At 65.9% G+C, this 13,231-nt stretch carries 15 protein-coding genes and 1 pseudogene; 10 read left to right on the plus strand and 6 right to left on the minus strand.

Annotation, left to right across the window (positions count from 1 at the left end; genetic code table 11):
• The 6 genes from ABB55_RS28360 to ABB55_RS28385 form a co-directional block, all read left to right on the plus strand.
• On the plus strand, positions 1 to 430 hold a 430-nt coding region (locus ABB55_RS28360), incomplete at its 5' end, for a S26 family signal peptidase (protein ID WP_054362441.1).
• A 68-nt stretch (positions 431 to 498) separates the two neighbouring features.
• Positions 499 to 852, plus strand: a complete 354-nt coding sequence (locus ABB55_RS28365) for a DUF736 domain-containing protein (protein ID WP_054362442.1) — start codon at positions 499 to 501, stop codon at positions 850 to 852.
• 4 nt (positions 853 to 856) lie between these two features.
• Positions 857 to 1,573: a lytic transglycosylase domain-containing protein gene (locus ABB55_RS28370; protein WP_054362443.1), complete on the plus strand. Its 717-nt coding sequence runs from the start codon at positions 857 to 859 to the stop codon at positions 1,571 to 1,573.
• Between the two features lie 244 nt (positions 1,574 to 1,817).
• On the plus strand, positions 1,818 to 3,557 hold the full coding sequence (locus ABB55_RS28375; RefSeq protein ID WP_054362444.1) for a relaxase/mobilization nuclease domain-containing protein: 1,740 nt from the start codon (positions 1,818 to 1,820) through the stop codon (positions 3,555 to 3,557).
• A gap of 22 nt (positions 3,558 to 3,579) precedes the next feature.
• Complete coding sequence (locus tag ABB55_RS28380) at positions 3,580 to 5,568, plus strand: conjugal transfer protein TraG (protein WP_054362469.1); 1,989 nt, start codon at positions 3,580 to 3,582, stop codon at positions 5,566 to 5,568.
• 7 nt (positions 5,569 to 5,575) lie between these two features.
• A complete protein-coding gene (locus ABB55_RS28385; RefSeq protein ID WP_054362445.1) occupies positions 5,576 to 6,007 on the plus strand; it encodes a ribbon-helix-helix domain-containing protein in 432 nt (143 codons plus the stop codon).
• Positions 6,008 to 6,048: 41 nt separating this feature from the next.
• Here ABB55_RS28385 and ABB55_RS28390 read toward each other — a convergent pair whose 3' ends face one another.
• The gene (locus tag ABB55_RS28390) at positions 6,049 to 6,420 is read right to left on the minus strand and encodes a hypothetical protein (protein WP_054362446.1); all 372 of its coding nucleotides are present in this window, start codon (positions 6,418 to 6,420) and stop codon (positions 6,049 to 6,051) included.
• A gap of 133 nt (positions 6,421 to 6,553) precedes the next feature.
• Here ABB55_RS28390 and ABB55_RS28395 point away from each other — a divergent pair, with 133 nt between their 5' ends.
• The gene (locus ABB55_RS28395; RefSeq protein ID WP_152982305.1) at positions 6,554 to 7,795 is read left to right on the plus strand and encodes a hypothetical protein; all 1,242 of its coding nucleotides are present in this window, start codon (positions 6,554 to 6,556) and stop codon (positions 7,793 to 7,795) included.
• A 39-nt stretch (positions 7,796 to 7,834) separates the two neighbouring features.
• Entirely contained in the window at positions 7,835 to 8,395 is a 561-nt protein-coding gene (locus ABB55_RS28400) for a hypothetical protein (RefSeq protein ID WP_066652946.1), read from the plus strand.
• Here ABB55_RS28400 and ABB55_RS30110 read toward each other — a convergent pair.
• From ABB55_RS30110 to ABB55_RS28410, 3 genes are read right to left on the minus strand one after another with little or no spacing between them, the layout of a single operon-like run.
• On the minus strand, positions 8,325 to 8,900 hold the full coding sequence (locus ABB55_RS30110; protein ID WP_152982306.1) for a hypothetical protein: 576 nt from the start codon (positions 8,898 to 8,900) through the stop codon (positions 8,325 to 8,327). The genes ABB55_RS28400 and ABB55_RS30110 overlap by 71 nt on opposite strands.
• A complete protein-coding gene (locus ABB55_RS28405; protein WP_054362449.1) occupies positions 8,897 to 10,345 on the minus strand; it encodes a VIT domain-containing protein in 1,449 nt (482 codons plus the stop codon). Before ABB55_RS28405 ends, ABB55_RS30110 begins: the two co-directional genes overlap by 4 nt.
• The gene (locus tag ABB55_RS28410) at positions 10,342 to 10,725 is read right to left on the minus strand and encodes a helix-turn-helix domain-containing protein (protein WP_054362450.1); all 384 of its coding nucleotides are present in this window, start codon (positions 10,723 to 10,725) and stop codon (positions 10,342 to 10,344) included. Before ABB55_RS28410 ends, ABB55_RS28405 begins: the two co-directional genes overlap by 4 nt.
• Positions 10,726 to 10,906: 181 nt before the next feature.
• Here ABB55_RS28410 and ABB55_RS28415 point away from each other — a divergent pair, with 181 nt between their 5' ends.
• Positions 10,907 to 11,677 (plus strand): hypothetical protein, encoded by a 771-nt coding sequence (locus ABB55_RS28415; RefSeq protein WP_054362451.1) that lies wholly within the window; start codon positions 10,907 to 10,909, stop codon positions 11,675 to 11,677.
• Between the two features lie 512 nt (positions 11,678 to 12,189).
• Positions 12,190 to 12,315 (plus strand): annotated as a pseudogene (locus ABB55_RS30115) (CopG family transcriptional regulator); the annotation flags it as partial.
• Between the two features lie 18 nt (positions 12,316 to 12,333).
• Here ABB55_RS30115 and ABB55_RS28425 read toward each other — a convergent pair.
• Together ABB55_RS28425 and ABB55_RS28430 are read right to left on the minus strand one after the other, a co-directional pair.
• A complete protein-coding gene (locus tag ABB55_RS28425; protein WP_054362453.1) occupies positions 12,334 to 12,939 on the minus strand; it encodes a DNA-3-methyladenine glycosylase I in 606 nt (201 codons plus the stop codon).
• Between the two features lie 3 nt (positions 12,940 to 12,942).
• Complete coding sequence (locus ABB55_RS28430; protein ID WP_054362454.1) at positions 12,943 to 13,227, minus strand: YciI family protein; 285 nt, start codon at positions 13,225 to 13,227, stop codon at positions 12,943 to 12,945.
• Between the last annotated feature and the right edge of the window lie 4 nt (positions 13,228 to 13,231).

A 13,231-nucleotide genomic window follows, 5' to 3' on the forward strand; every position in this document is an offset into this window, starting at 1 on the left:
CCTCGATCCGCCCCGCCATCTGGCGGTCGGCGATCTGGTCGCCGTCATGCCGGACAAGCCGCTCGCCGATTTCATGGTCGAGCGCGGCTATATCGGGCGCGGCTTGCCGCTGATGAAGCGTGTCGCCGCACTTCCCGGTCAACAGGTCTGCCGCACCGGCGATGCCGTGACGGTCGATACCGTGCCGATCGGCGGCGCGCTCGACCGTGATAGACATGGCCGTCCGCTGCCGGTCTGGCAGGGCTGCCGCCGCATCGCGGATGGCGACATCTTCCTGATGAATCCGTCCGTCCCCGACAGCCTTGATGGCCGCTATTTCGGCCCGATGCCGGCTTGTTTTAATGATGCCACGGCCACCGAGATCTACACCGACGAGGCCGGCGATAGCCGTTTCGTTTGGCGGGCCCAAACCTCAACGACCACGCACTGACCCGCTTCCCATCGGCGGGAGCGGTGCTCGCCGATGGGTCTTCCAACGCCACCGCTAAGGAAACCACCATGCCACAGATCGGGACATTTACGCACGACGAAGACGGCATTGGCTTCGTCGGACATCTGACAACACTGATGCTGGCTCAGGACATTCTCATCGTCCCGGCCGAGCCATCAGACGCCGAGAACGCGCCCCAGTACCGCGTCCATATCGTCGATGGCGAGACCGGAGAAGCGGGCGCGGAGATCGGCGCCGGCTGGAAGCGCACCGGGGAGCGCGCGGGCGGATACATTGCTGTGGTGATCGACGATCCGGCACTGCCGCAGCCGGTCCGCGCCAACCTGTTCCGCAACGACGATGCCGGCAAGGACTGGTCATTGCATTGGAGCCGTCCCGCCAAGCGCGACGCGAAGGACTGACGCCATGCGCAGCACCGTCCTCCTCCTCCTTTCCGGCCTCGCGCTTGCTTGCGTTCAATCCGTGCCGTCGCTCGCCGATCCCGTCGCGACCGCCCGGCCAACGCCGCGCGATCCTTACGCCGATCATGTCGCGGAAGCGGCACAGCGCTTCGAGCTTCCGGCTGCATGGATCTGGGCGGTGCTGCGCGCGGAAAGCAATGGCGATCCGCGCGCCGTCTCGCCCAAGGGGGCGATCGGCCTGATGCAGATCATGCCACAGACCTGGGTGGGCCTGCGCGTCCGTCACCGTCTCGGCGCGGACCCATACGACCCGCACGATAACATCATCGCGGGCGCGGCCTATATCCGCGAGCTGTTCGACCGCTACGGCTCGCCTGGCTGGATCGCCGCCTACAATGCCGGTCCCGGTCGCTATGAGGCGTCGCTGAGCGGCCGTCCGTTGCCATCCGAAACCCGCGCCTATCTCGCCAATGTGGCACCAGCGCTGGACGGCAACGGTGCGACCAGACCTACCGTCGTGGCGGCCGTCGATCCGCTGGCGTGGACCCGTGCGCCGCTGTTCATCGGACAGCCGGATCGCCGCCCCGCTGCCGATCCTGTGCAGGCCGAGCGCTCCTCGACCGATACGGGACAGACGCCAGCAGTGCGCGACGTTTCTGCCATCGTGCCGCAATCCGGCGGGCTGTTCGTCGCCCGCGCTGATACGGGGACGATGCGATGAGCACCGTAGTTCCCGATCGCACGATAGCGGGCGCTGGCGTATTCCGGAGAGCGCAGAGGTGGAGCACAGGCAACACGACCGAAGGATGGCAGGATAAAAGGCCGCAATGTGCGGCTTTGGCCGGTCGTGTTGTTTCAAGGACTTATGAGGCGTTTTCGCGATGTGCGGCGTTGCTGCGCACCTCGCGGCCATGCCGATTTTCTCATCTGTTCCGGGGCTTGGCGAGATGTGCGGAGCCTCAGCCATGACAGACGAGATCAATTTCCGCATCCGTCCCGGCCGCATTCGCTCATCCGGCGCGCAGCGCGCACGGCCCTTCATCGCCCAGGCGCTCGCCGCCGCCAAAAAGGCCGGGGCCGGCGTCTCCCGCTCAGGGCGGATCGTCTCCGGTCATCGCTCCCGCTTCGGCCGGGGACAGCGCGCCAGCGTCCAGGCAAATCGGCTGATTACGGCCCGTACACGCGGCGCGGTTATCAAGGCGCGGGTGGTGCGTCATAGCGCCCGGTCGGCGCCGCTCGCCGCCCATCTCACCTATCTGCGCCGCGAGGGCGTGACCCGGGACGGGGAGAAGGCCCGGCTGTTCGGCCCCGGCGGGGAGGACGTCGATCCCAAAGCGTTCGCCGGACGCTGCGAAGGGGATCGCCACCATTTCCGGTTCATCGTGTCCCCGGACGACGCGACGGAGATGACGGACCTCAAATCCTTCGCCCGCGATCTCGTCGGTCAGATGGAGAAGGATCTTGGCACCCGTCTGGACTGGGTGGCCGTCGATCACTGGAACACCGAGCATCCGCACGTCCATCTGATCGTGCGCGGCGTCCGCGACGACGGCCAGGATCTCGTCATCTCCCGCGATTACATCAAGGACGGAATGCGCGACCGCGCCCGCGATCTCATCACTCAGGAGCTGGGGCCGAGAACCGATCTCGACATCCGCCGCGGGCTGGAACGCCAGGTCGATGCGGAGCGCTGGACGCAGCTCGATCGCCAGCTTGTCCGCGACGCACGAGACTCCGGTGTCATCGATCTGGCCCCACGACCGGGCGAGCAACCGGATGCGTATCACGCCCAGAAGGTCGGACGGCTGCGCAAACTCGAAGGGCTGGGTCTCGCCGCCGAAGTCGGTCCCGGCCAATGGACGATCGACGACAAGGCCGAGGCGGTGCTTCGAGAACTGGGTGAGCGCGGTGACATCATCAAGCGGATGCACCGCGCACTGACCGAGCGCGGCATCGAGCGTGGATCGGCGAGCTATGTGCTGGCCGCCGAGAGCCTTGACGTGCCCATCATAGGCCGGCTGGTGACGCGCGGTCTCGACGACGAGCTGAGCGGCACCGCTTACGCCGTGGTCGATGGTGTGGACGGGCGCACCCACCATATCAAGATGCCCGATCTCGATGCCGCCGGCGACAGCGCGCCCGGGTCGATCGTCGAGCTGCGTCGGTTCGATGACGCCAAGGGACAGCGCCGGGTCGCCATCGCCATCCGCTCTGATCTCGACATCGATCGCCAGATCACAGCATCGGGTGCGACCTGGCTCGACCGGCAGAACATCGCGCGCGAACCGGTCGCGCTGTCCGATGGCGGGTTCGGGGCCGAGGTCCGCCAGGCGCTCGACCGCCGAGCCGAGCATCTGGTCGAGCAGGGTTTCGCCGAACGCGGCGGCCAGCGCGTCATCTTCACCCGGAACCTGATCGACACGCTGCGTGCCCGGGAGCTGGAGGCGCTGGGGGAGAAGCTGGCGGCCGAGACCGGCCAGTCCTTCAACCGCGCCGCCAGCGGCGAATATGTCGCCGGCTCCTATCGCCAGCGCTTCACGCTCGCCTCCGGCCGCTTCGCCATGCTGGACGACGGCCTTGGCTTCCAACTCGTGCCCTGGACGCCCTCCCTCGAAAAGCACCTGGGCCGCCATGTCTCGGGCATCGCCCGCAGCGATGGCGGCATCGACTGGAGCTTCGGCCGCAAGCGCGGCCTCGGCCTTTGATCCCATGCAGAAAGACCCGACGATGTCCGCTACCAAAATACTCTGGGGCCAGATTCTTGTCGTCGCCGCCATTGTCCTGACCTGCGTCTGGGGCGCGACCGAATGGGTCGCCTGGCGTCTCGCCTTCCAGCCCGAATTGGGCGCACCGTGGTTCCGGCTGCTCGGTTTTCCCTTCTACCTGCCGCCGTCCTTCTTCTGGTGGTGGTACGCTTATGATGCCTATGCGCCACAGGTCTTCATTGAGGGCGCCTATATCGCCGCTTCGGGTGGATTGATCGGCGCCGCCGTCGCGATTCTCATGTCGGTCTGGCGGGCGCGCGAGGCCAAGAATGTCGAGACTTATGGGTCCGCGCGCTGGGCCGAGAAGGGGGAGGTTCAGGGCGCCGGCCTGCTCGGCGCCGATGGCGTGGTGCTCGGCCGCTATGATCGCGACTATCTTCGCCATGACGGGCCGGAGCATGTGCTGTGCTTCGCGCCGACCCGCTCCGGCAAGGGCGTCGGTCTGGTCGTGCCCTCGCTGCTGACCTGGCCGGGATCGGCTATTGTCCACGACATCAAGGGCGAGAACTGGCAGCTCACCGCCGGCTTCCGGTCGAAGCATGGCCGCGTGCTGCTGTTCGATCCGACCAACGCCAAATCCTCGGCCTATAATCCGCTGCTGGAAGTGCGCCGCGGCGAATGGGAAGTGCGCGACGTCCAGAACATCGCCGACATCCTGGTCGATCCCGAAGGCAGTCTTGAGAAGCGAAACCACTGGGAGAAAACCAGCCATGCCCTGCTGGTCGGCGCGATCCTGCATGTCCTCTATGCCGAATCCGACAAGACGCTGGCTGGCGTCGCCGCCTTCCTGTCCGATCCAAAGCGGCCGATCGAATCCACGCTCGCGGCGATGATGAAGACCGCGCATCTGGGCGAAGCAGGGCCACACCCCGTCATCGCCAGCGCCGCCCGCGAGCTGTTGAACAAATCGGAGAACGAACGATCGGGCGTGCTCTCAACCGCCATGTCGTTCCTCGGCCTCTACCGCGATCCCGTCGTCGCCGAGGTCACGCGCCGCTGCGACTGGCGGATCGGCGATATCGTGGGTGGGAAGCATTCCGCCACGCTTTACCTTGTCGTGCCGCCCTCCGACATCAACCGCACCAAGCCGCTGATCCGCCTGATCCTCAATCAGATCGGCCGCCGCCTGACCGAGGATCTGCAGGCGAAAGGCGGCCGCCATCGCCTGCTCTTGATGTTGGACGAGTTCCCGGCGCTCGGACGGCTCGACTTCTTCGAGAGCGCGCTGGCCTTCATGGCCGGTTACGGCCTCAAGAGCTTCCTGATCGCCCAGTCGCTGAACCAGATCGAGAAGGCGTATGGCGCCAACAATTCGATCCTCGACAACTGCCATGTCCGCGTCAGCTTCGCCACCAATGACGAGCGCACCGCCAAGCGGGTGTCGGACGCCCTCGGCACCGCCACCGAAATGAAGGCAATGCGGAACTATGCCGGGCACCGGCTTTCGCCCTGGCTCGGCCATCTGATGGTGTCGCGCTCGGAAACCGCCCGACCGCTGCTCACGCCCGGCGAGGTGATGCAGCTCCCGCCGACCGACGAGATCGTCATGGTCGCCGGCCTTGCCCCGATCCGGGCGAAGAAGGCGCGCTACTATGAGGACGCCAGGTTCAAGGAACGCATCCTGCCGCCGCCGGCACTTGCCGCGCCCAAAATTGCCCGGCCTGACGATTGGACCGCCTTGCCATTGCCACCCGGCCCGCAGATCGCCGAGGGGACGGCAGCCGCTGAAACCGGGGATGACGATCCCACCGAATCCGAACGCCGCCAGCAGCCGGAACTCAACCGGGTACTGTCGCCCGAGAAGAAGATGCCGATCGACAATCCGTTCGAGATCGACGCCGACCGCGACGAGACGGAGGACGATGCAGCGCGCAACAGCAGGATGAGCCGGTTGATGCAGGGCGTGGCGCGCCAGGTCTCGCTCGATCCCGGTGATGGAATGGAACTGTGAGGGACCGATGACGAAACCGCCCCGTAAGCAGCGCCTCTCCGTCTATCTCGATCCCTCCATCATGAGCCGCCTGGCGGAACATGCCGCGCGCCGCGACCATTCGCGCTCGCTGGTGGCGGAAGCGGCGATCGAATCCTTCCTCTCGCCCGATGCCGCCGAACGGCAGGAGGCCGTCATCGCCAAGCGCCTCGACCAGCTCGATCGACGCATGACGAGGCTGGAGCGCGATGTCGGCATCGCCGTGGAGAGCCTTGCCGTCTTCATCAAATACTGGGTCTCGACCACGCCGACCTTGCCGGAGCCAGCCGCCCAGGCGGCCCGCGCCAAGGCGGGCGAACGCTACGATCAGTTCGTCACGGCGCTCGGCCGCCGTCTCGCCAAAGGACCGAAGCTGCGGCAGGAAATCTCGGAGGACATAATGGGAAACGGGTCAGATTAAGTCTTCCTACGCACGACGTTAGCCCTCGCGGCACAAGGTGTCTAATCGCCTGACTTACTGACCCGTATCGGGGTTGAAACATGAAGCGGCTCGAAGTCCAGCGGTGTCGGGTCATCGCCTTGACCGTTCTCGAAAAGCAACTGGGCCAGTCCGCTCGTCAACATGCAGAGATGCGGACCGGGATTCTCGACGATGCCTTCGTGCAGAACCGGACCATGGGCAAACAGGATCCCCCCGGACGGCTGGACCCACCGGCCGATCTCGGCGGCTTCGCATTTCCATGGATCAACCCGATTTTGGATCAGAAGATCAAGGCCACTCCAGTCCGCCCAGAAGATGCCGACGCCCGCGCCGGTATCCTTGATGCGAACGAAGTAGACCTTCGTTTCGTCAGTGTGTCCGTAATCGCCCATCGCTGCCTCCTGGCGCAGTCACGTCGTGACGCTCCAATCTTTTAACAGATGTCTTGGCAAAAGAAAGCTGTCCTGATAGAGGAAGTTCGGAAAGGGGCGCTCGGCGATGCGGCGATTCGGATGGAAGACGGCGGTGATCGCTCTCCTGTCGTTTTTGCCAGCGGCTTGCGGCTCCAATGCAAGCACTCAGCATGAGAGCGCCAAACCAGATACGAATGCCGAGCAGGTGCAGGCATCGGCCGGGAAGCCCGCACAGTCGGGCGATTGCATCGTTTCCCCGGTGGCAGAAGCCGAGAGCATCGCGCTCGACGATATACGCTGGCAGCGCTTCGATTTCTGGGTCGATCGGATGCGCCGCGGCGTCGCGCGACCCGCCGACGCCGGCGACCGGTCCGGCATCGGGCATTTCTGCGGCAGTTGGCTGGTAACGGTGCGTCAGCCCGATGCCGATAGTCGTTCGGGGACCATCGGTCTGACGGTGATGCCTGACGGCAGCTATTTCGCGCTGGTCCGTGACGGGCTGGCGGACGATGGCTACGAGTTCCACATCGATCGCGGGCAACTGGCGGCGAGCGAGCGCGGTCTGCGCTTCGTTTCCGATCAGGGCTGGAACGACGAGGGACAATGGTTGCCGGTCAAGGGCGGTGGCATGGTCGCGATGATGCTACAGCGCATCCTGCTGTTTCAACCGATCGGGCCGATTGCCGGCCGACAGGTACGGACCGTGGCGGACAGCGTGGCGACGACGGGCAAGGACATGGCCTCCAACGTCGCGCTGGCGTTGGCCGTCGCGCACACCTGGTCGCCCGACGCCGAACTGCGCGCGCTGGAGGCGCGACCGCACGATGGCGATTTCACGAACCCGGTCATCGTCCCGTCCTTCTATTCGCCGCAGAAGAACGTGACGATGGTCATGCTGTTCGATCCCGCCAAGGGGCAACTGCCGTCCGGCCGGACCTATCCGGGCGATGCGACCGGCACGGCGCACGCCATCCCGGCCGCGGCGACAGGCCTGCCGGCGGTCGCGGGCGGCGGTCGCGACGACGGCCCTGCTGTCTTGCGCTGGTGGGGAGACGGAGACGCCGCGCGACTGTGGTGGGTGTTCGGGCGCCCGATGACCGCGAGTGGTCGCGGCGACATTTGCTATGATGTGAAGCAGGGCACGACGCGGGACTGCCGGGCGCTGTTCGGCGATGATGTCGCCGATTACGAACGGCGCGCTGCCCAAGTCAGACGCGCACGTGCGCGACCGCCTGCGCCGTCTCCGCTGCAAGAAGGGGAAGCGAACGGCTGGTTCCTACCCCCGTGTGCGCGGGGCGGATTCGCGCCCGGTGATCAATGCTGGGACGGCGGACCGAAGACCGTGGTGCAATGAAGTCAACCGGGACGTTGGAACCGTGGTGCGGGAAAGGCGATGATGGGGAAAGTATCGAGCGTGGCGGGCAATCTGCTCAAGGTCGGACTGATGGTCCTGTTGGTAGTTTGGGTCTGGGGCGCGCGCCGGCAGGCGGGCGACCGTCACTGCTATCCGGTGAAGGCGACCCAGGAAGAGGCGTTCGGTTTCTTCGACTGGATCGCGACCGGGTGGGACTGGCCGCTTCACTGGATCAACGGCACGCGCGCCGAACCGATCCCGTGCAAACCGGGCGTCATCGGCATCATGCAGGGCAAGGTCACGGTCGATATCTCCGACGACGTTTGGAGGGGGAGCGAGGCGTTTCGGAGCGAGGCGTTTCCCGGCGTCGGTGGCGTAGTGAAAAACGGGCACAACCCGCTCGACGCCATAACCAGCTCGCCGGTCGGGCATCGCTATCTCGATCGCTACCTGGCCGAGCATTCCGGCAACCGGGCCGCGACGCCGGGCGCCACACCGACCACCGCCACTGGCGACGAGGATCAGGGTCTCAGCCCCGAGGCGCGCGACCTGTTGGACCGGCGCCTGCAAGAGATGAATCGCTCGAACGTTCAGCGGTGACGCGCGCCATGCGCAGCGGATGGCGCGCGGCATGGCGGGCGAGCAGCATCGCCGCCGCCTGCGCGGTATCGCGTCGCATCCCGGTCATCACCGTCGCGACCACGGCGCTGTCCGGACGGCTCGCCATGCAAAACCGCGATGCCTCGTTCCGTATCTTGACCACCACACACAGGCCGCGCGCGACGTCGCTATAGGCGACCGACCGGATCGGACCGACCCTCGCCAGCCAGCCCGACGGCAGGAAGCCGCGCAGGAACGCGCGATCGTCATCGCCTTGCGGTCCATCGCCCAGGCCGCGCGACAGCAGCGCCACCCGCCGCGCATCCTCTGCGGATCGGTAGAAGGTCAGCATCATGCGCGCGCCGTCGCTGCGTCCGACCCAGCGCCGCGCCCAGGGGCCGCGCGTATCGTCGGACGCGAAACGCTCGGCGCGTTCGGCGCCCCACGGCGCAAGCAGCGGCCGTGGTGAGGCGAGCAGAAGCGCCACCGGGAGCAGATACCTCACGCACCAAGCTCCATCATCGTCATTAGCCGCTCGAACGGCTGCGGCACCGCATCGGGGAACAGTTGATCGAGCAGTTCCGGCGGTGTCGCCGGATCGCGCGCCGCCGCCCGCGCGAGCAGCGCGATGGCGAGGTGATCCGGCGTCAGATGCAACGCGGCTGCCGTATCGCGAACGACGGGCACGGCGGCGACCTCGCGCACCAGCGCCGCCGCCGCCGGCGGCAGGTGCGCGGGATCGCCGGAGCGCAGCGACAGCATCCCGTCCTGACGCCACAGCACCTGTCCGGCCGCCGACCGCAGACGGCGGCCGAGCAGCGGCAGGGTGAGCGGCCGTGTCCGTGGCAGCAGATGATCGCGCAGCCAGTTGCCAAGCCGGACGGTCCACGGCGCGCGGGCGTTGGGGGTCGGAAGCCTCGGCAATGTCCTGCCTCGCCGGCCGGGCTGGATGTCGCCACCATCATCCAGTGGCGGCGCTTCAATGACCGGTGAGACGGGTTCCGCGACCGGCGGCATCGCGGCGGGGACGGGCTGGACCTCGGCCGCCCGCGCATCGACCAGCGCGAGCTTGCGCATCGCGGGCAGGACGCCGGACGCCTCTCCCTCCGGGCCGACGAAGACGAGGCTGGTTTCCGTCGTCAGCAGATTGCCCTTCACCGCCAGGTCGCGCACCCGCGCGCGATCGACTTTGCCGCCGGCCGTGAGCAGCGCCGCGATTTCGGTCGCGCAATGCAGCGCCATTTCCGCGCGCACGTCGTCGGCCGAGCGATCGGTCAGCGCCCCCTTGAAGCCGGCTGGGACGACGACCTCCAGCATTATCGGCGACCCGTCGATCCGCTGCTTCGGCGGCAGATCGCGTCCGGCGGCGAGCACCCGGATCGCGTCGGCGCCCTCAATGGTCAGCGTGACCGGATGCGACACGCCGCTGTGGCGCGGCAGCAAATGATCGGGCAACGCCGGAACGGCGCGGTCCGGATCCACGCCCGGGCACAGCCGCAGCATCGCGCCGGTCTCCCCGATACCGATCACGCTTTCGAAACGCAGCGTGACCGACTCTCCCGGCCGGACGCCGGCGACCGACAGCGCCTGCCAGCCCTGCTTCAGTTCTTCCAGAAGGATCGCTCGGTTCCCGTCGATCGCACCGCCGTCATAGGTCCCTTCGGCGCGACGACGCGCGCGCGCGCGCGCGCTCCAGCGCTGGTCGCCGATGCTGACCGCCATGTCGTGGACGACGGCCCCGGCCAGCGCTGGTGGCATCGTCAACACCACCTCGATCGGCACGTGTTCTCGATTGGTAAACGTGCGCACGAGGATCAGCCGGGCGATCGGCGGCACAATGCGGAGCCGGATGTCGGTGGTATCGAGCAGCAACGGCGGGCGGGGTGTCGCCGCGGGCCGCAACAGCGGCAGCAGCGGATCGGTCAGCCCGGGGCCGGTCGGCTCGATCATCCCGCCCCCCCGGCCGCTGCGCGCCGGCGCGGCTTCGATGCCCCGCTGGACAGGGCGGACCGCAACCGCGCCTCCGTCCGCTCGACGATCTGATCGACCGCCGCATCACTGCCCAGAAGCTCGGGCGCGATGACCAGCGTCACGCCATCCACGACCGGAACGGGTACGCCTTCGCGGGCGTCGAGAAGCAACCGGATCGCCGCGTTGGGAAAGCCAAGATCCTTGAGGCGCTGGAACCGCCGGATCGCCTTGACATGCGCGTCACCGTAGCGGGCATAGGTCCGCCCGCCATCCGGCGAAGGAACGAAGCCCTCGCCGATCAGGAACCGGATCTGGCGAACCGTCGCGCCTGTCGCGGCGGCCAGGTCATCGAGTTTCATGGGATATCAGCATATCGACCTGTCCGTGGGCGACCCAGGAATTCCAGCATCGCCGTTGCTCCCTTTTAACACATGATTTGTGAAAAGCAATTCGGTCGGTGACGGTGCGCACATTCTCCCTTGCCGTATATCTCGCTTCTTGCGACAATATTCTTGTCAAAAGAGACAGGGGACGAGTCGGATGAATATGCGTCTAGCGCTGCTGACCATCGCGTTGCTGTCGGGATGCAATCGGCCATCGGACAGCTCGAACACCGCGACGCAGTTGGAAGGGGAGAACCGATCGCAGGAAACGACCGAACCTTTTGCCGCGACCAATGCCCTTGCAGGCGGCTTCGACGCCCGCGCCGATATCGACAGCTACAACCGCACGGTCGAGCTTGCGAAGGATGCGCTCGCGCTTGGCAATCTCTCCGGTGCCTCGGGCGTCAGGAAGGAAACGCCCGGAATGTCCGAGGGCGAGCGGGAGTTCACCGCACGCGCGCTCGCCAGCACCCTCCCGCCAGTCGGCAGCGGTGATGGACCCGAACGCGTGGTGCAGCACGAGGTCAATCTCGATCCGCCCCGGGATGCCAAATGGATCGCGCGGTCACGGGTCGTCTATGCGGGTGCAAGGCCGATCGAAGTCTATCTGTTCGATGACCCGGTTGTTCCCGCCAACGCCGCGCCCGAAGATGCGGCGTCGATGCTGGCGTGGAAATCCGACCGGCTCATCGACATGCCGATCGGAGAACTGGCGCGCACGAGCAGCACGGGCAAAGGCCCCGCGGCGTGGTGCATCGCGTTTCCGATAAAGGTGTCACGCGAGGGCATCTGCACCATGACCGCCAACAGCACGAAGCGGTTGCTGCTGACCACCTACATTCGCCGCGACGACAGCGAGCCTGTCGCCAACCGCGAGGCTCTCGGACGGCTTTTTGACGCACTAAGAGCAATGTATGCGAAGCGGTGAGCAGCAATCATCTGATTGCCCACATCGCTAAAAGGCCGATACCTGGTGGTCTATGGACGATCGCCAGGACAGGAAGGCGACAACTCCCTATGTTTATTTGGGTCTTGCTTCTCGCGTGGATCGGATCCGTTGTGATCGTCGTCCGCTCCTTTCCGAAGGCACCGGAGGTACGGCGTCGTCTGAATGCCTTATTGTTCATGATCATACCGTGGGGTCTCACGATTTTCTTGGGTCCTTTCGTGATAGACCATCATGCGGTCGGCACGCACATCCGGGAACGGATGATATTCGGCCAGTATGCGGCCGTGGTCCTTCTTTGTTTCATTGCTGCTATCGGCATCGTTCGGGCGCGTGGCGCGAGACGATGCGCATTGGCGATCAGCGTCGCTAACTTGATCCCAGTCTTTCTGCTGGTCTGCGTCAGCGTCATGATCCTTGACCCCGGCTCCTAAGCAACGCGCAACGTGCGTGAACCGAGTGCCGCCAACCGTCGCAGCCGCGCCGATCCGCTTGCGGCACGCGCCACGGCCGGCGAGCGCTACGATCAGTTCGTCACCGCGCTCGGCCGCCGTCTCGCCAAAGGACCGAATCTGCGGCAGGAAATCTCGGAGGACGTGCCGTCAAACGAGTCTGGGTAGGTATCAGGTCACATAGCGTCACGGACGCTTGAACCTTGCTCGCATGAGTTCCGCCTCTTCGCGGATCACACATCCAACGACGTGATCGTTGATGAGGCCCATCGCCTGCATGAATGCATAGACGGTGGTCGGGCCGACAAAGGCCCAGCCGCGTTTCTTGAGGTCTTTCGACAATGCGATGGAAGCGGCCGTGGTCGACGCCGTTTGCGGCGCAGCCAGTTCGTCCGCCTTCGGCTCGAAGCGCCAGATATAGGCGGCGATCGAGCCTTCCCGCTTCACCATCTCTTGCGCCCGCTTGGCATTGTTGATGACAGCGGCGATCTTGCCACGATGTCGGACAATGCCGGCGTCGGCGAGGAGGCGTTCGACATCCGCATCGGTGAAGCGTGCGATGCGGTTGAAATCGAACCCGTGAAACGCGGCACGGAAATTCTCGCGCTTCGCAAGGATGGTCCGCCAGCTCAGACCCGATTGGAACCCTTCGAGGCACAACTTCTCGAATAGACGGCGATCATCAGCGACCGGGAAGCCCCATTCGGTGTCATGATAGTGCAGGAACTCGGGCGCCGCCGCGCACCAGCGACAGCGCGGGCGATCGTCGGGACCGGGAATGGTTGCGTTCATAGCTCAAACCTTGAGGAAGGCGAGCCGGTCATCGGTGCGGCCGGGCGTGACGGCGAGGATATCGGCGCTGACCACGCCTTCGGCAACGAAGGGATCGTCGCGCACCCGCGTTTCGATCTCTTCGGCCGAAGCGTTGTGCGCGATGATCGCGCCGCCCATGTTCGGCAGGAGACTTCCAACCAGCAGGAAGACGCCATCGTCGAAGCCCTGCCTGATCCAGGCATTATGCCCGTCCATGAACTGCGGAGCCTTGGTCTTGTCGGCGAAGCGAAGGGTGATGATGAACATGCTG

This window comes from Prosthecodimorpha hirschii (genome assembly GCF_001305515.1).
GTDB classification, from domain to species: domain Bacteria; phylum Pseudomonadota; class Alphaproteobacteria; order Rhizobiales; family Ancalomicrobiaceae; genus Prosthecodimorpha; species Prosthecodimorpha hirschii.